Source organism: Polaromonas sp. YR568, from assembly GCF_943369675.1.
In the GTDB taxonomy this organism is placed as follows: domain Bacteria; phylum Pseudomonadota; class Gammaproteobacteria; order Burkholderiales; family Burkholderiaceae_C; genus Polaromonas.
Map to the genome: position 1 here is coordinate 1 of NZ_CALROB020000050.1, position 20374 is coordinate 20374.

The 20374-nt window shown below is 62.0% G+C and carries 16 protein-coding genes; 8 read left to right on the forward strand and 8 right to left on the reverse strand.

Features of this window, described 5'->3' with window-relative positions:
- The 4 genes from ACLV8F_RS21015 to ACLV8F_RS21030 form a co-directional block, all read right to left on the reverse strand.
- A partial coding sequence (locus tag ACLV8F_RS21015) for an ABC transporter ATP-binding protein (protein ID WP_411886148.1) occupies window positions 1-717 on the reverse strand: 717 nt, incomplete at its 3' end.
- A complete protein-coding gene (gene nikC / locus ACLV8F_RS21020; protein WP_411886149.1) occupies window positions 714-1631 on the reverse strand; it encodes a nickel transporter permease in 918 nt (305 codons plus the stop codon). The genes ACLV8F_RS21015 and nikC, both read right to left, overlap by 4 nt.
- A complete protein-coding gene (locus tag ACLV8F_RS21025) occupies window positions 1628-2692 on the reverse strand; it encodes an ABC transporter permease (protein ID WP_411886178.1) in 1065 nt (354 codons plus the stop codon). Before ACLV8F_RS21025 ends, nikC begins: the two co-directional genes overlap by 4 nt.
- A gap of 31 nt (window positions 2693-2723) precedes the next feature.
- Complete coding sequence (locus tag ACLV8F_RS21030) at window positions 2724-4328, reverse strand: ABC transporter substrate-binding protein (RefSeq protein WP_411886179.1); 1605 nt, start codon at window positions 4326-4328, stop codon at window positions 2724-2726.
- A 439-nt stretch (window positions 4329-4767) separates the two neighbouring features.
- Between ACLV8F_RS21030 and ACLV8F_RS21035 the strand changes: the two genes are divergently transcribed.
- The 5 genes from ACLV8F_RS21035 to ACLV8F_RS21055 all read left to right on the forward strand — a co-directional run bounded on the left by ACLV8F_RS21035 (window position 4768) and on the right by ACLV8F_RS21055 (window position 10807).
- The gene (locus ACLV8F_RS21035; protein ID WP_411886150.1) at window positions 4768-5796 is read left to right on the forward strand and encodes a TRAP transporter substrate-binding protein; all 1029 of its coding nucleotides are present in this window, start codon (window positions 4768-4770) and stop codon (window positions 5794-5796) included.
- A gap of 14 nt (window positions 5797-5810) precedes the next feature.
- Window positions 5811-7724, forward strand: a complete 1914-nt coding sequence (locus tag ACLV8F_RS21040; protein WP_411886151.1) for a TRAP transporter large permease subunit — start codon at window positions 5811-5813, stop codon at window positions 7722-7724.
- A gap of 130 nt (window positions 7725-7854) precedes the next feature.
- Complete coding sequence (locus ACLV8F_RS21045) at window positions 7855-8904, forward strand: LacI family DNA-binding transcriptional regulator (RefSeq protein WP_411886152.1); 1050 nt, start codon at window positions 7855-7857, stop codon at window positions 8902-8904.
- Window positions 8905-8938: 34 nt separating this feature from the next.
- On the forward strand, window positions 8939-9946 hold the full coding sequence (locus ACLV8F_RS21050; RefSeq protein ID WP_411886153.1) for an NAD(P)-dependent oxidoreductase: 1008 nt from the start codon (window positions 8939-8941) through the stop codon (window positions 9944-9946).
- A 42-nt stretch (window positions 9947-9988) separates the two neighbouring features.
- A complete protein-coding gene (locus tag ACLV8F_RS21055; RefSeq protein WP_411886154.1) occupies window positions 9989-10807 on the forward strand; it encodes an amidohydrolase family protein in 819 nt (272 codons plus the stop codon).
- Between the two features lie 223 nt (window positions 10808-11030).
- On the opposite strand, the gene pyrF is transcribed toward ACLV8F_RS21055, so the two are convergent.
- Window positions 11031-11870 (reverse strand): orotidine-5'-phosphate decarboxylase, encoded by an 840-nt coding sequence (gene pyrF, locus ACLV8F_RS21060; protein WP_411886155.1) that lies wholly within the window; start codon window positions 11868-11870, stop codon window positions 11031-11033.
- Window positions 11871-12024: 154 nt separating this feature from the next.
- Here pyrF and ACLV8F_RS21065 point away from each other — a divergent pair, with 154 nt between their 5' ends.
- Window positions 12025-12912, forward strand: a complete 888-nt coding sequence (locus ACLV8F_RS21065) for a DMT family transporter (protein ID WP_411886156.1) — start codon at window positions 12025-12027, stop codon at window positions 12910-12912.
- A gap of 7 nt (window positions 12913-12919) precedes the next feature.
- Here the strand turns inward: ACLV8F_RS21065 and ACLV8F_RS21070 are convergent, their stop codons facing one another.
- The 3 genes from ACLV8F_RS21070 to tsaB are packed head-to-tail and all read right to left on the reverse strand — an operon-like array spanning window position 12920 to window position 14903.
- Window positions 12920-13678: a uracil-DNA glycosylase family protein gene (locus ACLV8F_RS21070; RefSeq protein WP_411886157.1), complete on the reverse strand. Its 759-nt coding sequence runs from the start codon at window positions 13676-13678 to the stop codon at window positions 12920-12922.
- Window positions 13675-14154, reverse strand: a complete 480-nt coding sequence (rimI, locus tag ACLV8F_RS21075; protein WP_411886158.1) for a ribosomal protein S18-alanine N-acetyltransferase — start codon at window positions 14152-14154, stop codon at window positions 13675-13677. Before rimI ends, ACLV8F_RS21070 begins: the two co-directional genes overlap by 4 nt.
- Window positions 14151-14903 (reverse strand): tRNA (adenosine(37)-N6)-threonylcarbamoyltransferase complex dimerization subunit type 1 TsaB, encoded by a 753-nt coding sequence (tsaB, locus tag ACLV8F_RS21080; RefSeq protein WP_411886159.1) that lies wholly within the window; start codon window positions 14901-14903, stop codon window positions 14151-14153. The genes rimI and tsaB overlap by 4 nt, the downstream gene beginning before the upstream one ends.
- Before the next feature lie 112 nt (window positions 14904-15015).
- Between tsaB and ACLV8F_RS21085 the strand changes: the two genes are divergently transcribed.
- Complete coding sequence (locus tag ACLV8F_RS21085; RefSeq protein WP_411886160.1) at window positions 15016-16278, forward strand: ATP-binding protein; 1263 nt, start codon at window positions 15016-15018, stop codon at window positions 16276-16278.
- Entirely contained in the window at window positions 16275-20351 is a 4077-nt protein-coding gene (locus tag ACLV8F_RS21090) for an NACHT domain-containing protein (RefSeq protein ID WP_411886161.1), read from the forward strand. The genes ACLV8F_RS21085 and ACLV8F_RS21090 overlap by 4 nt, the downstream gene beginning before the upstream one ends.
- Window positions 20352-20374 lie beyond the last annotated feature (23 nt).

Sequence of the window (20374 nt, forward strand, 5' to 3'; positions counted from 1 at the left end):
CACCACGCGGCCCGCGTACATCACCAGGATGCGGTCGCAGAAGGTGGAGACCAGCCGCAGGTCGTGCGAGACCAGGATCAGGCCCATGCCGCGTTCGGCCACCAGGGTGTCGAGGATGGACAGCACCTGCAGCTGCACCGTCACGTCCAACGCAGATGTCGGCTCGTCGGCGATCAGCAGGTCGGGGTCGGCGATCAGCATCATCGCGATCATCGCGCGCTGGCCCATGCCGCCCGAGACTTCATGCGGGTAGAGTTTGTAGACACGCGCCGGGTCGTCGATGCGCACCGATTCAAGTGCCGCGAGTGCGCGCTTCTTCGCTTCGGCCGATGACACACGGGTATGCGCCTGCAGTGTCTCCACGATTTGCGCGCCTATGGTCATGACCGGGTTCAGCGAAAACTTCGGGTCCTGCAGCACCATGGCGATGCGGCCGCCGCGCAGCGCGCGGCGTTTGGCGGGCGGGCAGTTGAGCAGGTCGACGCCGGAAAATTCCAGGCGCCTGGCGCTGATGCGGCCTTCCGGTGCGGTCAGCCCCATGATGGCGCGGCCGGTTTGCGACTTGCCCGATCCCGACTCGCCGACGATGCCCAGGCGCTCACGGCCCAAGGTGAAGGACACGCCGCGCACCGCTTCGGTCATGCCGCCGTCGCGGCGCGGAAAGGCGACGCGCAGGTCTTCGACAACCAGCAGGGGAGTTGATGAGTTCGCTGTCATTTCGCGGCTTTCGGATCCAGCGCATCGCGCAGGCCGTCGCCCAGCAGGTTGAAGGCCAGGCTCACGACAAAAATCGCGGCGCCCGGTGCGGCCGCCACCCACCATTGGTCCAGCACATAGAGGCGGCCGTTGGCGATCATCGCGCCCCACTCGGGCATGGGCGGCTGCGCGCCCAGGCCGAGGAAGCCCAGTCCGGCGGCCGTCAGGATGATGCCGGCCATGTCCAGCGTCACGCGCACGATGACCGACGACACGCACAGCGGCATGATGTGGCCCAGCACAATGCGCCAGGGCGAAGCGCCCAGCAACTGCACGGCGGCGATGTAGTCGGTCTGGCGTATCGTCAGCGTCTCGGCGCGCGCCATGCGCGCATACGGCGGCCAGGAGGTGATGGCAATCGCGATCACCGCGTTCTGGATGCCCGGGCCCAGCGCCGCGACAAATGCCAGCGCCAGGATCAAGCGCGGAAACGCCAGAAAAATATCGGTGATGCGCATCAGCACCGCATCGACCCAGCCGCCGGCATACCCCGCCACCGTGCCGACGATCAGGCCCAGCGGCGCGGCCAGCACCGCCACCAGGATCACCACCATCAGCGTGATGCGCGAGCCGATGATGATGCGCGAGAGGATGTCGCGCCCCTGGTCGTCGGTGCCGAACCAGTGCTGCCACGAAGGCGGCAGCAGCCGCGTGGTGCGCAGGTCGCCGGTGTAGGCCGAATAAGGCGCCAGCAGGTCGGCAAAGATCGCCACCCCGATGAGGCCCAGCACGATGAACAAACCCAGCATGGCCAGCCGGTTGCGCGAGAAGTCGCGGCAGCCGTGATAGACCCGGCCCATGAAAGCCTGACGGCGCGAGGTCGGCCTGTCAGACGCCAGCCAATCACGCAAGGATGCGGTCTTGGAGGGGCTCATCGGATGCGCGTCCTTGGGTCTAACAACTTGTACAGGACATCTGACAACAGATTCAAGCCCACAAAAATCGACCCCACGATGATGGTGCCGCCCAGCACCGCGTTCATGTCGGCGTTCTGCAGCGAGTTGGTGATGTACAGGCCCAGGCCCGGCCAGGCAAACACGGTTTCGGTCAGCACCGAGCCCTCGAGCAAACCGGCATACGACAGCGCGATCACCGTCACCAGCGGCACCATGGCATTGCGCAGCGCATGGCGCCAGATGATGCGCGACTCCGACAAGCCCTTGGCGCGCGCGGCGATCACGTACTCCTGCGCGAGTTCGTTGAGCATGAAGGAGCGCGTCATGCGGCTGATGTAGGCCAGCGCGAAATAACCGAGCAGCGAGGCCGGCAATATCAGGTGCGAGAACACATTGCGGAAAGCCTCCCACTCGCCGGCCATGGCGGTGTCGAGCAGCAGCAGGCCGGTGACGGGCGTGAGTGTGTATTCATAAGTGACGTCCATGCGCCCCGGCCCCGAGACCCAGCCAAGCCGCGCATAAAACACCACCAGCGCCATCAGCCCCAGCCAGAAGATGGGCACCGAATAACCCACCAGGCCGATGACGCGCACCACCTGGTCCACCAGCTTGCCGCGCCGCACTGCCGCCCACACGCCCAGCGGCACGCCGAGCCCGGCGCCTATCAGGATGCCCAGGCTCGCGAGCTCCAGCGTGGCGGGGAAGGCGCGTTTGATATCGGTCATCACCGGGTTGGCGGTCAGCACCGAGACACCGAAGTCGCCCTTGAGCACCTTGCCGAGGTAAATATAGAACTGCTGGTAGAGCGGCTTGTCCAGGCCCAGCTCCTGGCGCGCACGCTCAATCACATGGGCCGGCGCGCGGTCGCCCACGATGGCGAGCACCGGGTCGATGGGGATCACGCGGCCTATGAAAAAAGTCACCGCGAGCAGGCCCAGGTAGGTGAGCAGTATCACCACCAGGAAATTGCCAAAGCTTTTGGCGTGCGGCGCAAAACGCCGGCCGGCCGTGGGCGCGCTCACCGCGGTGAGCGGCGCCATGCCGGCGGCGGTGGGGTCGGGAACTGACAACTCAGCGCTTGGACGCGTTGAACATGTAGTTGCTGTCGAAAGTCGGGCCCAGCTTCAGGCCGTCCACGTTGTTGCGGAAGGCCGCGACTTCGGTCTGCTGGTACAGCATGATGAAGGGGCTGGTCTTGCGGAACTCGGCCTGCAGGTCTTCGTACATCTTCTTGCGCTTGCCGGCATCGCGCTCCAGCACGGCGGCGTCCGACTGTTTGGTGAGTTCGGGAATCGCCCAGGCATTGCGCCAGGCCAGCGGCTTGGCCTTGGCGTCGTCGGCGTTGTCGGGGTTGCGCGTGAAGGTGTCGGCGTTCGAATGCGGGTCCCAGTAGTCGGCACCCCACTGGCCGATGTACATGTCGTGGGTGCGCGCGCGGTACTTGGTCAGCGTCTGCTTGCCATCGCCGGGGATGATCTCGATGTCGATGCCGGCCTGCTTGGCCGTCTGCTGGAAGGCCTCGGTGATGCCCTGCACCGGCTGGATGGTGCGCATGTCTATGGTCACCTTGAAGCCGTTGGCGAGGCCCGCCTTGGCCAGCAACTGCTTGGCCTTGGCCACGTCGAGCTTGTAGGGCTTGACGGTGCTGGCGCCCAGCAGGCCCTGCGGCAAAAAGTTCTGGTTGATCACGCCGATGTTCTTGACCAGCGTGTCGCCGATGGCGCCGTAGTCGACCAGGTATTTCATGGCTTCGCGCACTTCGGGCTTGGCCAGGTTGGGGTTCTTCTGGTTCAGGCTGATGTAGTAGACCGTGCCCTTGGGCGTGGAGGTGAGCTTCACGTCCTTGTTGGCCGAGAGCGCCGCGATGTCCTGCGGGCTCAGGTTGCGGGCGATGTCGATGTCGCCTTTTTCCAGCAGCAGGCGCTGCGTGGCCGATTCCTTCACGTGGCGGTAAATCACGCGCGCCAGTTTGGCCTTGGTGCCGTAGTAGTTGTCGTTGCGCTCCAGCGCCACGATTTCATTCGCGCGCCACTCGCGCAGCTTGAGCGGGCCGGAGCCGGCGTAGTTGGTCTTGAGCCAGGCATAACCCCAGTCGCCGTTGACTTCCTTGGACTGCACCAGCTTCATGTCGACGATGGCGGCCACGTTGGCCGTCAGGCAGTTGAAGACGAAGGTCGGCGCGTAAGCCTTGTCGGTTTCCAGCGTCAGCGTGGTCGGGCTCGTGGCCTTGATCTTGTCCTTGACGTTGTCCTTGGAAAAGCCGAACTGCGTCAGGATGAAGGCAGGGGATTTGTCCAGCATCACCGCGCGCTGCAGCGAATACGCCACTTCCTCGGCCGTCAGCGGGTTGCCGGAGGCGAACTTGATGCCGGGCTTCAATTCAAAGGTGTAGGTCTTGCCGTCGGCCGAGACGTTCCAGGACTTGGCCACGTCGCCCACCAGCTTGGACGGGTCATTCACGTCCAGGCGCAACAGGCGGTCGTAGGTGTTGCCCATGATTTCGCCGGCCGACAGCTCGAAGGCCTCGGCCGGGTCCATGGTGATGATGTCGTCGAAACCGAAGGCCAGCACCAGCGTGTCTTTGGGCGTGGCAGCCAGCACGGCGCCGGCGCTGCAGGCCAGCATGGCGGCCGCGGCCGTGGCACAGAGGACCCGGCGGCTCAGGAGGGGAAGCATGTGGTTCAAGATGATTTCCTTCGGTTGGACGGTTCAAAAACAGTGCGCTGAAACCGCTTGTGGCGACCGCGCCCAGGCCATCAGGGGCGAGCACGAATCGTGCCCGTATGCCCCGCTTGCGCCGCCTGTCCTCGAATAACTTGTACATACAAGTTGGGAAGGCAGCCAGATGCATTCTGCGCCGCCCTCCCATCGCGTCAAGACCCGGGTTTTCCGCGATTGCCGGGGCCCTGAAACAAGCGTCCGGACTTTCGTGCAGCTTCAAGCGCCTCACCCGCACCAAAACCCAGCCAAAACCTGCGTTTACGGAGGAAAACACCTATCAAAAACCGCTCTCACCCGGCTTGACGGGGAATTTGGTGTAACGATACAGTAAATCGTTCTACAAAGAACGCCAAGATTCCCGAGCGCATCGCAAAACACCATCAGGAGACAAAAAATGACTTCACTTTCACGCCGCCGCTTTGTCCAGACCACGTCCGCCGCTTCCGTTGCCATGGCGACGGGCTTTTCGGGCCTGGCCAGCGCCCAATCGACTGTCGCGCTGCGCCTGTCGTCCGCGCATTTGCCCGACCTCAATTCCTCGCACTTCGCCTGGCAACAGCTCATGGAGGCCAACCTCAAGAAGGCCGTGGGCGACAAGATCCGCATCGACTACTTCCCCAACAACCAGCTCGGCAAGGAAAGCGACGTGGTGCAGCAGGTCAAGGTCGGCTCCATCGACATGATGCTGACCGGCTCGTCCATCTGGGCCACGGTGACGCCGCAGCTCGGCATGCTGGACCTGGGTTACCTGTTCGACAGCTACGAGCACGTGGCCAAGGCGCTGGACAGCGGCGTGGGCGCCAAGCTCAACGAGATGCTGCAAAAAGGCACGGGCTGCCAGGTCATCACCTGGAGCGCGCACTACGGCGCCCGCAACGTCTATACCAAGCAGCCGGTCAAGTCGCTGGCCGACATCAAGAACGTCAAGCTCCGCGTGCTGCCCACGCCGGCCTTTATCGAGACCTTCAAGATCATGGGCGCCATCCCCACGCCGATTTCCTTCGGCGAGCTCTACATGGCCGCGCAGACCGGTGTGGTCGACGGCTTTGAACACGATTCCGGCACGGTGCTGGCGAGCAAGCTCAACGAGGTCGTCAAGTACTGCTGGATGACCGAGCATTTGTTCAGCCCCATGGTCTGCATCATGGGCAAGCGCGGCGTCGAGAGGATCCCGGCCGAGCTGCGCCCCGCCTTCATGAAGGCCGCCGCCGATTCGACCATCCAGCTGCGCAAGACCGGCACCGAAAAAGGCCTGCAGGGCATTGAAGACCTGAAAAAACTCGGCATCACCTTCAGCCCCATGGCCAAGAACGAGCGCGACCAGGTCCGCAAGGAAATGGAGAGCAAACTCTGGGCCGGCTTCGCCAGGCAATACCCTGAAACTGCGCCGCTGTTCACGGCGATCAACGCGGCGCGAGGCTGAACATGGAAGCCAGCATGTCGGCAGCTTTGCCCGCGGCCGCGCCTGAGGCGGTCACGCACAACCCGGCGCACGCGTCCGTTCCCGGCTTCAGCGTCGGCCATTCACCCGGCCGCTGGCTGGCCTGGCTGATGCGCATGACCGAATACGTCGCGGGCGTGGTGCTGGCCGTCGACGTGCTGGTGGTGTTCGTCTCGGTGGTGTTCCGCTACTTCCTGCACGAGCCCTTTGACTGGGCCGAGGAGGTGGCGCGCGCGCTGATGATCGTGCTGGTGTTCTTCGGCGCGGCCACCGTCCTGGCGCGCAGCCAGCACGTGGGCGTGGACATCTTCCGCGGCCTGCTGCCGGCGCGCTGGCAACCGGCGCTGATCCAGTTCGCGAGCTGGATCATCGTGGCCGTGTCGGCCTGCCTCTTCGTCTCGTCCGTCGGCCTGCTGGTGGACTCCTGGTCCAGCACTACACCCATCGGCCTGCCGCAGTGGATCTACACCTTCCCGGTGGTGATCGGCAGCCTGTTCATGACGATGTTCGGCCTGGCCAACGCGGTCAACGGCCCTTCGCGCGTGGTCTGGTCCACGCTGGGTGTCGGCATCGCGATGGTGGCCGCCGTGGTCGGCTGGAACATGCTGGTGCCGGGCCATGCCATCCAGCCCTGGATGCTGCTGACCGTCGGCTTTGTCGGCGGGCTGGTGCTGGGCGTGCCGATTGCCTTTGTACTGGGCCTGTCCTCGCTGGTGTTTTTCATGGCCGACCCCTCGCTGCCCATGCTGGTGTATTCGCAGCAGGTGATGGCCGGCACCGACCACTACGTGCTGCTGGCGATCCCCTTCTTTGTGCTGGCCGGCCTGCTGATGGAAGCCAACGGAATGTCGTCCCGCCTGATCGAGCTGCTGCTGCGCATGTTCGGCCGCGTGCGCGGCGGGCTGGGCCTGATCACCATCACGGCAACCGCCTTTTTCTCGGGCGTGTCGGGCTCCAAGCTGGCCGACATCGCGGCGGTGGGCGGCATCATCATGCCGGCCGTGCGCAAGACCAAACAGGACCCGAACGAAACCGCCGGCCTGCTGGCCTGCACCGCCGTGATGGCCGAGACGATCCCGCCCTGCATCAACATGATCATCATGGGTTTTGTCGCCAACATCTCGATCGCCGGCCTCTTCATGGCCGGGCTGGTGCCGGCCGCGGTGCTGGCGCTGTCGCTGGCGGCCGTGACGGTGTATGTGGGCACGCGCATCAACCCCGACGAAGCGTTTGACGTGCGCACGCCGATGTTCCGCCTGCTGGGCGGCGCCATGGTGGCGCTGGTGATGGTGGCCATGATAGGCAAGGGCGTGACGTCCGGCGTCGCGACCTCCACCGAGGTCTCGGCTTTTGCCGTGGTCTATGCGCTGGTAGTGGGCTGGATGGCGTTTCGCGAACTCACCGTCAAATCGGTGGCGCAGCTTTTCGTGCGCTCGGCCTCCATGGCCGGTGGCATCCTCTTCATCGTGGCGGCGGCGTCCAGCGTGTCCTTCGCGCTGACCATCCAGCAGATCCCGCAATACCTGTCGACCTTCATGATCGGGTTTGCGCATTCCTACGGCAGCACCATGTTCGTGCTGCTGTCGGTGCTGATCATGATCGTCTTCGGCGCGGTGCTGGAAGGCGCGCCCGCCCTGATCATCTTTGGCCCGTTGCTGACCCCCATTGCCTCGCAGCTGGGCGTCAATCCCTTGCATTTCGGGACGGTCATGGTGATTGCGATGGGCCTGGGGCTGTTCGCGCCGCCTATAGGATTGGGGCTGTTCGCCACCTGCGCCATCACCGGCACCGAGCTCAAGGACGTCTGGCGGCCCATGATGAAATACCTGGCGGTGCTGTTTGTCACCCTGATCGTGCTGGTGCTGGTGCCGCAGTTCTCGCTTTGGCTGCCGACCCGCATGGGCCTGTGAAAATGCGGATAAATCTGCTGCACGCCTCGGTCCCGGTCCTCCTGCCGGCCTCGGGCTTGCTCGCTACGATTTCTTCACATTTTCACGCGCCACAACCAGCGGACGCCTAAAAAAGACAGGACAAAAAAACGTGAGCAAGATCCGAGATGTCGCCGCCCTGGCGGGGGTTTCCACCAGCACCGTGTCCAACGTGCTCAACGGCCGCGCCAACCGCATGGCCGCCGAGACGCTGGCGCGCGTGGAGGCGGCGATCGCCCAGCTCAAGTACCGCCCCAACACCACGGCGCGGCACCTGAAGACCGGCCACACGCCCTTGATAGGCCTGCTGGTGCCGTCCATGGCCAACCCGATGTACGGCTTCATCGCGCGCGAGATCGAAACCCTGGCGCAGGAGCGCTACGGCTTTCGCATCATGATAGGCAACACTTACCGCGACAAGGACAAGGAAACGCGCTTCTTCGACGACCTGCTGGCCCACGGCGTGCGCGGCGTGATCATCATCTCTTCGCTGATCGACGAGCAGCACGTGGAGGCCGCGGCCGAGCGCGGGCTGGTGATGGTGAGCTACGACAGGCGCGCCACGCCCAACATGCGTTCCATCATCGACCACGTCACGGTGGACAGCTTCGAGTCGGCGCGCATCGCCACGCAGCACCTGATCGACATGGGCCACCGGCGCCTGGCTTTTGTCACGCCGGCCGGCCGCACCATGAGCCGTAACGAGAAAATCGCCGGCTTCCTGGCGGCCGCCAAGGGCGCGGGGCTCGAGGGCAGCGCCAGCGTGGTCGAAGGCACGCCGGTCGACGAATACGGCGACTCGATGATGAGCGAAGTCGGCCGCGCCCAGGCCGGCCTGCTGGCCAAACTGCCCGAGCGGCCCACCGGCGTGATAGGCGTCAACGACCTGATGGCCTTCGGCCTGATGGCGGGCTTTCGCGACGCGGGCCTGGCCGTGCCCCAGGACGTGTCGGTGATCGGCATCGACAACGTGTTCCTCTCCACCCTGATGCACCCGGCCATGACCAGCGTGCGCCTGCCGGTGCCCGAGATGGCGCAGGTCATGGTCGAGCGTGTGATGAGCCGGCTGGCCGACCCGTCGATTGCCACGGAAGAATTCATCTTCCAGCCGACGCTGGTGGCACGCGATTCCGTCGCCGAATACCGCGCGGGCAAACGCTGATTTTTTTGACACGGACAAAACACAAGGTTTTTGAATGACAACGGTTTTCGTCAGCCATCCCCAAAGCAAACTCGCGCACTACTTCGGCGACCGCGCCATCGCCGCGCTGCAAGCCGTCGCCGGCGTGCGTTTCAACCCGGGCGACACCGACCTCTCCTCCAGCGAGCTGGCCGCGCTGGCCGGTGATTGCGAGGTCATCATCTCCTACCGCCAGACGGTGGGCGACGAGGCGCTGTTCGCGGCGCTGCCGCGCCTGCTGGCTTTTGTGCGCTGCGCCATCGACATCCGCAACATCGACGTGCCGGCCGCCAGCCGTCACGGCGTGCTGGTCACCCAGGCCAGCGCGGGTTTCATCCCTTCGGTCAGCGAATGGATCATCGGCGTGATGATCGATTTGAGCCGCCACATCAGCGCGACCACGGCCGACTACCACGCGGGCCGGCCCGTGGCACCGACCATGGGCCGCGAGCTGCGCGGCGCGACGCTAGGCGTGATCGGTTATGGGCAGATCAGCCGCTACCTCTGCGACGTGGCGCTCGCGCTGGGCATGCGCATCGTGGTGCACGACCCCTACACGCCCACCGGCCGCAAGGAGCTGGAGCAAGCCGAGTTGCTGCCGCTGCTGCAGCGCTCCGATTACGTGGTCTGTCTGGCCGCCGCGACCGAGGCCACCGAGAACATGATGAACGCCGCCGCCTTCGCGGCCATGAAGCCTGATGCGTTTTTCATCAACGCCTCGCGCGGCAACCTGGTCGATGAGGAGGCGCTGCTCGCCGCGCTGGACGCCGGCACCATCGCCGGCTGCGCGGTGGACGTGGGCCGCGCGCCCGACCAGATGCCCTCGCCGCGCGTGGCCGCGCACCCGCGCGTGATCGCCTCGCCCCACATAGGCGGCCTCACGCCGCCGGCGGTGGAACACCAGGCCCTGGAAACGGTGGCCCAGGTGGCCGAGCTGCTGCAAGGCCGCGCGCCCAAGGGAGCGGTGAACGCGCAGCAAGCCACGCGCTGGCGTCAGGCCACGCGTGCCCCCCAGGCCGCCTGAGAAATCCTTATCCCATCCTTCTCTTTTTTCCCGAAAGTTTGTATGCAAGCCACCCAGAACACCACCTACGACGGCGCCTGCGATTGCCACGTGCACATCTACGAAGACAAATACCCCATGGTGCCCAACGTGGCCTGGGTGCCGCCGCATTTGCCGGTATCCACCTACCGTGAAGTGCAGAAGGCGCTAGGCCTGAGCCGCGCCGTCGTCGTCCAGCCTTCGGCCTATGGCTTTGACAACAGCTGCACGCTGGACGCCGTCGCGCAGCTGGGCGAATCGGGCCGCGGCATCGCGCTGGTGGCGCCCGACGTGACCGACGCCGAACTGCGGCGCCTGCATGACGGCGGCATCTGCGGCGTGCGCTACATGATGATCAACCCGGTCCTCAGCTGGGACTCCCTGGAACCCATGGCCGCGCGGCTGGCGAGCATGGACTGGATGATCAACCTGCAGCTCGACGGCCGCGATTTCCCCCAGCATGAAGAGGTGCTCAAGCGCCTGCCCTGCAAACTGGTGATTGACCACAACGGCAAATTCCTCGAGCCCGTCAAGCCCGAGCATCCTTCCTTACAGTCGCTGCTGCGCGTGCTGGATACCGGCAAGGTGTGGATCAAGTTGTCGGCGCCGTATGAGACCTCCAAGGTCGGCGCGCCCGGCTATGACGACGTGAGCCTGATTGCGCGCACGCTGGCCGAAAAGTTTCCTGAGCGTTGCCTGTGGGCCAGCAACTGGCCGCATCCGGGACGGAATCCGGCGCCTTCGGAAGTGGATTTGTATGACTTGCTGTTTTCGTGGGTTCCGGGTGATGCGGTTCGGCGGAAGATTCTGGTCGACAACCCGGCTGGGTTATATGGCTTTTGATAAGGAGTGCTGAGCCTCTCAGCCGTTCGGGCTGAGGTATCGAAGCCCTCTTGATGGGTTTTATCTGTGTAAATCTGCGTAATCTGCGGATCATTCTTTTTATCCGCAGATTACGCAGATTTACACAGATTGAAGAGAACAGCCGAGTCCATCCGTTCGGGCAGTGCAAGCAGGGGCTTCGATACCTGAGCCCGAATGGGGAAGAAGGACAGCGAAGCCCGGGCTAAAGCTTCGAGGCTTCGCTCCGGGCCGCCTCCAGCACATCCCGCGTTTTCACCGCTTCCCGCCGCGCAGCATCAGCAAAATCATCCCCTCCAGACGCGTACAGAATTGCGCGAGAAGAATTCACGATGATGGGTGCACCGGCCCGCCAGCCAGCCTTGACGGTGGCCACCGCATCACCACCCTGCGCGCCCACACCAGGAATCAGCAAAGGCAGGACAGGCGCCACGGCCCGCACACGCTCAATCTCCGCCGGGTAGGTCGCGCCGACCACCAAACCCAGCTGGCCGTTGAGGTTCCATGGCCCTTGCGCCAGTCGCGCGATGTGCTCATAGAGCAGCGGCTGGCCATCGACAGAAGCCAGGCGCTGGTTCTGCAAGTCGTCGCCACCGGGGTTGGAGGTGCGGCACAGCAGGAAAGCGCCCTTGCCTTCGTACTTCAGATACGGCGCGACCGAGTCGAATCCCATGAAGGGCGAGAGCGTCACCGCGTCGGCGCCGTAGCGCTCGAACGCTTCTTTCGCGTATTGCTCGGCGGTAGAGCCGATGTCGCCGCGCTTGGCGTCCAGGATGATGGGCACATGCGGGGCGGCGCGGCGCATGTGTTCCATCAGGCGTTCAAGCTGGCCTTCGGCGCGGTGGGCCGCGAAGTAGGCGATCTGCGGCTTGAAGGAAATCACCAGGTCGGCGGTGGCGTCGACGATCGCGGCGCAGAAATCGTAGATCTTGCCGGCGTCGCCCTTGAACTTGCCGGGGAATTTGGCGGGTTCCGGGTCCAGGCCAACGCAGAGCATGGAGTGGTTCTGGCGTTCTGCGGCGGTCAGCATGTCGAGAAAGGTCATCCCCCATTGTAAATAAGGCCTCAACTCTTAACCCAGCATGAGCCGAGGAACCGGCTTTGCCGGGCTGCAGGCGGGCGGTCCCTCTCGTGATGAAAGGGGCAGGGAGAAGCCGCAGGCAACACGCAGTGGGCGAACGTGGGGGCACAATAGTTTCATGCAACTCTCCCGCCGCCAGCTCATACTCCTCGTCCTCCTCACTTTGGTCTGGGGCCTGAACTGGCCGGTGATGAAACTGGGCATCTCGGATTTCCCGGCGCTGACTTTCCGCGCGATCTCGATCTGGCTGGGCATTCCGGTGCTGGGCCTGGCCATGGTGCTGCTCAAGGTGCCGTTCTTCGTGCCGCGCGACAAGTGGCGCGAGCTGTTCTGGCTGGCCGCGGCGAACATGTTTGTCTGGCACGCGCTCATCATCCTGGCGGTGAAAAACCTCAGCAGCGGGCGCGCCGCCATCCTGGGCTACACCATGCCGATTTTTTCGGCGCTGCTGGGTGCCTGGTTTTTCGGCGCGAAGCTCAAACCCCGCAACTGGCTGGGTGTGGCCGCCGCGGCGCTGGGTGTGGCGCTGCTGCTCTGGTACGAGTTGACCAACCTGTCGGGCCGGCCGCTGGGCGTGGTGTGCGCGCTGGTGGCGGCGGCCGTGTGGGCGCTGGGCACGCAGCAACTGCGCAAGACCTCCATCGCGGCCGCCACGCTGACGATCTCGTTCTGGATGACGGTCATGACGGCCGTGATGCTGACCGTGCTGGGCATCGTGTTTGAGATGCCGCTGTGGAAGGAGCCCTCGCCCACGACCTGGGCCGCGATTCTTTACAACGCGGTGCTGATCTTCGGTTTTGCGCACGCGGCCTGGTTCACGCTGGCGCGCGCGTTGCCGCCTGTTGCGTCGACCTTGAGCGTGATGATGATTCCCATCCTGGGCGTGTTCTCAGGCGCGCTGGGCCTGGGCGAAGTGCTGCACTGGCAGGACTGGGCCGCGGTGGTCTTGATGGTGGTGGCGATTGCCTCGGTGCTGGCGCCCAGCCGGGACACCGCCAAGGTTTGACACGGACTCAGCCCGCGGGAGTAGCCACCCGGCTCATGGCCAGGCACAGGTCGTCCCAGGCCTTGGCCTTGTCGGACGGGTTGCGCAGCAAATAAGTAGCGTCGTAAGTCACCACCGTCTGCGCGCCGTGCAGGCCATGCACCTGGCCGCGCAGCTTGCCGAAGGGCTCGCTGGACTGCAGCAGGGCCTGGGCGGCCAGGCGGCCCATGACCAGCACCACGTCGGGCTGCGCGCTGGCCAACAGGGCCGGCAGCGCCTCGGGCAGGGCGGCGCCCACACCGGACGCCGCGCCGCGCACCAGGGGCGCGAGCAGCACCACGCCGGCCTTGTTCAAACGCGCGGCGCGCAACATGTTGTCGAGCAGCTTGCCGGCTTCGCCCTCGAAAGGATTGAAGGGTTCGCGCTGCAGCGCGGCCGCCGGGGTTTCGGCCAGCACCAGCCAGCGCGCGCCTTCGGCATGGGCGGCCTCGGCATACAGCGCCTGCGCGGCGCCCATGCTCCAGGCGCCGGAAGATTGGGTGGGCGCGGCGGCTTCGCGCGCCTCGGCTTGCGGTGCGGCCACAGGGGCGCGGGCGGGCGGCGGAGCGGTCCGTGCCGGAGGCGGTGCTTCGCGCAATGCGGGGGCCGCGGCGGGCCTGGTTTCCTGCGGGGCAGGGGCCGCCTCCATCACGGCTTCAGCCACAGGCGGCGCCGGCATCGGCTGCCACACGCGCACGCCCATCTCGCGCAGCATGGCGCGGTGGCGTTTGTCGAGGTCCAGGCTCATAGGGCGTAGCTCATGACCACGGCGTCTTCGCGCACCGATGCCCTGGCCGGGTAGTAGTTTTTGCGCGTGCCCACATGGCGAAAGCCGTAGCGCTCGTAAATCGCCTTGGCGCGCGTGTTGCTCACGCGCACCTCCAGCCACAGCCACTGCGCGCCCTCGCCGCGCGACCAGATGGCCAGCGCGTCGAGCATGATGCGGGCCCAGCCCTGGCGCTGGTGCTCAGGCGCGACGGTGATGTTGAGCAGGTGCACCTCGTCCACGCCTTTCATGGCCACAAAGTAGCCCAGCAGTTCGGCGTCGGGCGCATTGCCGCCTGTCAGCACTTGCGCCTGGTAGCCGGCATTGAGCGAATCCAGGAAGTTGCCTTGCGTCCAGGGGTGGTCGTAGGCGACTTGCTCCACACGCAGCACCGCATCCAGCCATGCGGGGGTCATGGCTTCGAACTGGGCTTCGAGGGGTTTGAGGATGGCGTTCATGGTGAAGGGGGCGGAGCCTCGGCGAGGAGCTTGGCGGCCTTGACCCGCTCACGCTCTTCGGTGGTGAGCGCTACTTTATCGCGAACGTAGAGCGGCAGGGCCAGCGCAGCATCCACGCACTGCCCGGCGGCCGCCAGCACGGGCGCCAGGCGCAGGAGGGCGGCGGCCGTGGGCAGGGCTTCGGTTTGCGCGGGCAGATTCACCGGCAGGCGTCCTGCATACACGGCAAACACATTGCCCGCGAGCAGATCGGCGGCCGCATCGGGCACAAAGTCTTCGGGACGGACCAGCTCGCATTCGCCCAGCGACCGGCACTGCCCGCCGCTGAATTCAAAGCTTTGCACATACATCTCGTCCATGCGCGCATCAAGCAGCGCCGTGACCGTGAACGGCTTTGCGGCTGCCGCCGCCGCGCCAAACTGCTGAAAGCGCGCTTCCTCGGCCACGGCCATCAGCGTGTCTATGGGCAGCACGGGCAGGCCGGCGCCCTCGTTGGCGCCCAGCGCCAGTCCCTGGGCCACGGCGCAGGCGGTGCGCAGGCCGGTGAACGAGCCCGGGCCGCGCCCGAAGGCAATCGCGTCCAGCTCGCCCAGCGCCAGGCCGGCCTCGGCCAGTAGCGCGAGGATGGCCGGGATCAGCGTGGTCGAGGCCTGCGCGCCGCCGGGGCCGCTGTGCTGCCAGCTGCGCGCGCCGTCGGTCACGGCGACCGACATACGGTCGGTGCTGGTGTCAAAGGCGAGGAATTTCATTACTTGGTGTTTGAACTCAGGTTCAGGCTGTTTTGCTAAGGCGGGAAATCATCCCGTTGACTGCTGAAAACCAGAAATATACAATACTGAGTAAATTTACTCAGTATGAATTATGTCTTTCCAAAGAGCCCAGGTTAAAGAGCTTCGCAAGAGGCTGGAGGAGCGGTCACGCTTCATCACCATAGTCGCCGGCCCCCGTCAGGTGGGAAAGACGACTTTGGTACGGACAGCGCTCGCGGGAATTGCCCATCAGTTTATCGCCGTTGATCAATACGAGGAGCCCGCAACACGTTCGTTCGGCGTCTACGGTGAGACAAGCGTTGAATCCGCCGGCGAAATCAGGGATGCCGCATGGTTGATCCGTAGCTGGCAAGCCGCCCGGGAAGTACTAAAACAACTCAGGGCCAAAAGCCCCGAGCAGGCCTTCGCGCTTGTTTTTGACGAAATCCAGAAAATCCCACGCTGGTCTGAAATCGTCAAAGGCCTGTGGGACGCAGACCGCGCTGCGGGGCTGGACATGCATATCGTTTTGCTCGGCAGCTCACCCCTCCTGATGCAAAAGGGCCTGACGGAAAGCCTGACAGGTCGGTATGAGCTGATACCTGTCACGCATTGGTCTTTTCCCGAAATGCACGAAGCGTTCGACTTCACGCTGAATGAGTATTTTTTCTTCGGCGGCTACCCGGGAAGCGCCCCCCTCATTCGCGATGAAGCGCGCTGGCGCAACTACGTGCTGGCGAGTCTGGTGCAACCCAGCATAGACACCGACATCCTTCAAATGGTGCGGGTCGACAAGCCCGCACTCCTCAAGCAGCTCTTCACCCTCGGCAGCAGCTATTCGGGGCAGATTCTTGCGTTGGGAAAAGTCAAAGGCCAACTCGAAGATGCCGGCAATGAAACAACCCTCGCGGGCTACCTGGATCTGCTCGGCAACGCGGGCTTGCTCATGGGTCTGCACAAATATCACCGGGGCGTTGCCCGGCAGCGCGCGTCTCCACCAAAATTCAACGTTCTGAACACGGCGCTCATGTCGAGCGCAACACCCTACACATTCTCCGAGGCTCAAGCGGACCGCTCGTTCTGGGGGCGCCTTGTCGAGAGCGCGATAGGCACCCATTTATGCAATACCGCCCAAAGCACTGAGAAAGTGAGCTATTGGCGCGAGAGCCCTCATGAGGTGGACTTCGTGATCTCGGATGCAACACGGCTGACGGCCATTGAAGTTAAAAGTGGCGCGACCCAAGGCAAGTTGGGCGGACTGGAGGCATTCTCACACCAGCACCAAAATTGCCGCCGCCTGGTGGTGGGCACAGGCGGGATAGACCTGACGGAATTTCTGTCATATCCATTGGCTCATTGGCTGGAACTCAGATGACTTCGGCCGCCAATGCAATGCGCGAACGCCTGGCTATCGAGCGTAGAGTGCGTGTACGCCAGCCCGATGGCACCCTGTCCGCCCCTGAACTCATCAGTCATTTCAGCACAGTGCACGCGTGGGTACTGATAGGAAACCCGGGCGCCGGGAAAACAGACGCTTTTTTTGCACGCAGCGATGTAGAAGGTGGTCACTACATCAGTGCGCGCGATTTTGTTGATCTGAACCTGTCTTCGATCCAAAACTTTCCACTCTTTATTGATGGCCTCGATGAAATCGCGGCAGGCACCGCGATGGGCTCTACCGCGCTCAGCCAAATTCGCACCAAGCTGCAACAACTAGGCACGCCCAAATTTCGCATTTCCTGCCGGGAGGCGGATTGGCGTGGCAGCACAGACAGCGCGGCATTACAGCGCCTCGTAGGAGAGAGCAGCTTCCTTGAATTGCATCTCGAACCCTTGAACCAACAAGAGATTCGAGCATTGATCGCACATTGGCAGATGCCCGGCGCGCAGAGCGCTACCAACTTTATCCAGGAAGCTGAGAAACACGACCTTGACGGATTACTGAACAACCCCCAAACACTGCGCATGCTGGTTGATGCAACGACAGACGGTTGGCCGGAAAGCAAAACCCAAACCTACCAATTGGCATGCGCCAAACTTGTACGGGAACACAACGATCAATGGCTCGCCGGTATGAGAGAAGCCGCGCAACCGGAAGATCAGCTTCTTCACGCTGCGGGTTACTTGTGCGCACTTATGCTGCTCTCTGGTAACGCATCTATAGCACCACAGAGGCTTGGCAGCAATCAGAAGGAAGTGCTCGCCTTACCCGAACTTCCCACTAGCAAATCCACGCCGGACATAGCAATTTGCCGAGCAGCGCTTCATACCCGCCTATTTAAAGCGGCTGGCGACGGTCAGTTCGTTCCTGCGCACCGAACCGTTGCGGAATATCTCGCCGCACAATACCTCGTCATACGAATTAAACAGGGATTACCCACCAACCGCATACTAGCACTGATGCTCGGTGAAGATGGCGGCGTAGTGCCGGAGCTAAGAGGACTGCACGCCTGGCTGGCTGCAAATGCGACGGGCTCCTTACGTTTAGAACTCATTGATCGTGATCCGCTCGGCGTCATCCTCTACGGTGACGTACGGAGTTTTCTGCCCTCTGAAAAGAAAACCGTCCTCGACGCATTGAGCAACGAAGCGAAGCGCTATACCTATTTCAGAACGCAAACCTGGGATAGTCAATCCTTTGGTGCCTTAGCCACCGCCGACATGGAAGAGGACTTTCGTCGCTTGCTGAACTCGAACGGCCGCAGTCCTGCCCATTTAGCATTGATCGATTGCGTGCTGGACGCGATAGCCCACGGACAAGCTTTGCATGGACTCAATGCAGAGTTGGAGAACGTCGTAAGGGACACAGGTTATTGGCCCGCGTCGCGAATCGAAGCTTTACGGATTCTTATTGCATTTGAACGCCCCAATGGCCGGTGGCCGATATCCCTCAAACTACTGGAAGACATACATGAAGGCAAGGTAGAAGACAGTGAAGACGAGCTAATCGGCACTCTGCTTTTAGCCTTGTACCCGAGTCAAATCTCGCCGACAGAAATTTGGTCTTACTTCCGGGAACCCAAGTCCGATACTTTGCTTGGTTCCTATTGGCGGTTTTGGCACGACTTTTCTGAGAAGAACGCGCCAGCAGCTGACATTCCGGTCTTGCTAGATGCCCTGATATCGAGGGATTACCAAGTCAGCAATCAACATGATCGCTTAAGGTCGGCTGACATTGTTGGTACGCTCCTCATTAAAGGTGTAACCCAGCAAGGTCTGCAAATGGAAATACCGCACTTATACAGGTGGCTGTCTCTAGGGTTGGGCCCTCACTATTACTCGCCGTTAAAACAGGAGCATCAACAAGCCCTTGGCGACTGGCTCAAAACCCATCCAGACCGATACAAGGCACTTTTCGAATTCGGCATGCAGCTCGAACTCAAATCAGAAAAAGCCGGGCGAAGCATAGTTTGGCCTGTCCGTCGTCATTTATATAGTGCGCCAATGCCGCACGATGCCGATCTTTGGTACTTGTCGCTCGCGGAAAAATCTTCGCATGAAGATCTGCGTCGACAGCTTGTTGTAGAAGCGTTTCGTCTTACGGAAACAAACAAAGGTGAAGATAGCGCACTTCAATTAATCGAAAATTGGCGAGAAAGTCATTCCGCTGATGCCTCTTGGGTGGACGGCTTTCTGCGCTCTACTTATCCTCGAGAGGGTATCGATCAAGAATTGATTAACCTAGAGATTGAGCACCAAGTTCGTGCCAAGGAAGAAGAAGCTCAAAAACTGAATTTCTTTGAAAAAGTATTTACGGGATTTGATGCAGGCTCGGCGAATTTGGGCGCCTTGGTCGAAATCGGCAATGCCTATCTCAATCTTTTTGACGATTCAAACGAGAACACCGCTGAAGCTCGCGTGCTAGCACTATTGAATGGCAACCAAGAGTGGCTTGCGCTAGCCCTGCAAGGTTTGCGTCAATGCGTATTCCGTAAAGATGCGCCTACCGCTCGCGAGATTATTGAACTCAACGTCCAAAATCGACGCTACAACTTAAGCTCACCTTGTCTCGCTGCAATGGAACTACGTTGGATAGAAAATCCGGCCATTGCGTTGGACTTGTCCGAGCCAATTCTTGAAATGACGGTGGCCTTCCGTCTAGTCAACGACTACGGCAACACGCCCGATTGGTTCAACCACCTGATCGCAACGCGGCCGGAAATCTTGGCCCATGTCATGGGCCCGTTGATCACCGCACAAATTGCGGCCAAAAAAGACCATGTCAATGGCATGTATGCGCTCGCGCATGATCCGGCCTATGCGGAAATCGCCAGGATCATTGTCCCAACACTTCTCAGCAATTTCCCGAATAAGGCGCACAAAAACCAGTTGCAAAGCCTTCGCCTGTTGATTGTCTCGCTGATGGTCAATCTGGACAGGCTCAGCCAACTGGAAGTAATTTCAAAAAAACTCCTGGATACGGCAGGCGACGTTGCACAACGCGCGTATTGGTTCACAGCAGCGTTGCAAGTGGCGCCGGAGCTCCACCTCGAAACTGCCAGGAAATACATCACTCATTCCCAGACCCGAATCAGTCATCTGATTGCAATGGTTCATGAACAAAGGGAGAGAAACGGCATCAGAATCACATTGCCCATCCCGGCACTAGAATTTTTGATTGAAACCCTGGGGCCACGATGCAACCCAAGGTGGCCTAATCAATCAGGTTGGGTATCACCAGCTATGGAATTGGGTCGCTATGTTGAAGGCCTTATTTCGACGCTTGCCGGCATTCATGATGATTCGGCCAGACAAGCGCTGACGACCCTGCTCCAACAGAAGACCCTTAATCAATGGCAAGACTCTTTGCGTCGAGCGATTTTTGACCAAAAATTAACTCGCCGCAAAGCACTGTTTCGGCCGGCCTCCGCAGCTCAGGTGTCGGCTACGCTGAGCAATTTGGCACCCGCAAATGCCGCAGACCTATGGGCACTGACGCTTGACCATCTACAACAACTCGGAAAAGAAATCCGAGATGGCAACACGAATGGTTACCGGCAATATTGGGCCGGAGGCAATCCAAGGCACGAAGAGGAATGCCGTGACACGCTCTTGTTTGCACTCAAGCCCCCCCTTTCTTTACTAACGGTCAATGCAGAACCTGAGGGTCGTTACGCCGATGAAAAACGTGCCGACATTAAGGTTTTGGCGCAAAACCATCACATACCAATAGAAATCAAACGCGATCAGCACCCGAATCTATGGAAATCCATCTCAAATCAACTGATAGCAAGATATACGCGTGAAGCGGCCTCGGATGGCTACGGTATTTTTCTTGTCTTCTGGTTTGGTGGAGCAGGCCAGCCCGTAGCCGGCGATGGCGGAGCCAAACCGAAGACACCGAATGAGCTTGAGAAGAGACTCCAACTAACCGTACCCGAAGAACTTCAGCACAAAATTTCAGTACTTGTGATTGATTGTTCGCTCAAGCCCTCAGGTAAAGCCTGATGCCCCAGATCTTCTTCTGCGGC

Bases quoted from the DNA above. Each gene is read 5' to 3' on its own strand.
- ACLV8F_RS21070 (WP_411886157.1), bottom strand. From the start codon at position 13,678: ATGAGCCTGGACCTCGACAAACGCCACCGCGCCATGCTGCGCGAGATG.
- ACLV8F_RS21050 (WP_411886153.1), top strand. From the start codon at position 8,939: ATGACAACGGTTTTCGTCAGCCATCCCCAAAGCAAACTCGCGCACTAC.
- nikC (WP_411886149.1), bottom strand. From the start codon at position 1,631: ATGAGCCCCTCCAAGACCGCATCCTTGCGTGATTGGCTGGCGTCTGAC.
- ACLV8F_RS21030 (WP_411886179.1), bottom strand. From the start codon at position 4,328: ATGCTTCCCCTCCTGAGCCGCCGGGTCCTCTGTGCCACGGCCGCGGCC.
- ACLV8F_RS21065 (WP_411886156.1), top strand. From the start codon at position 12,025: ATGCAACTCTCCCGCCGCCAGCTCATACTCCTCGTCCTCCTCACTTTG.
- ACLV8F_RS21055 (WP_411886154.1), top strand. From the start codon at position 9,989: ATGCAAGCCACCCAGAACACCACCTACGACGGCGCCTGCGATTGCCAC.
- rimI (WP_411886158.1), bottom strand. From the start codon at position 14,154: ATGAACGCCATCCTCAAACCCCTCGAAGCCCAGTTCGAAGCCATGACC.
- pyrF (WP_411886155.1), bottom strand. From the start codon at position 11,870: ATGACCTTTCTCGACATGCTGACCGCCGCAGAACGCCAGAACCACTCC.
- tsaB (WP_411886159.1), bottom strand. From the start codon at position 14,903: ATGAAATTCCTCGCCTTTGACACCAGCACCGACCGTATGTCGGTCGCC.
- ACLV8F_RS21090 (WP_411886161.1), top strand. From the start codon at position 16,275: ATGACTTCGGCCGCCAATGCAATGCGCGAACGCCTGGCTATCGAGCGT.
- ACLV8F_RS21085 (WP_411886160.1), top strand. From the start codon at position 15,016: ATGTCTTTCCAAAGAGCCCAGGTTAAAGAGCTTCGCAAGAGGCTGGAG.
- ACLV8F_RS21035 (WP_411886150.1), top strand. From the start codon at position 4,768: ATGACTTCACTTTCACGCCGCCGCTTTGTCCAGACCACGTCCGCCGCT.
- ACLV8F_RS21025 (WP_411886178.1), bottom strand. From the start codon at position 2,692: ATGGCGCCGCTCACCGCGGTGAGCGCGCCCACGGCCGGCCGGCGTTTT.
- ACLV8F_RS21040 (WP_411886151.1), top strand. From the start codon at position 5,811: ATGTCGGCAGCTTTGCCCGCGGCCGCGCCTGAGGCGGTCACGCACAAC.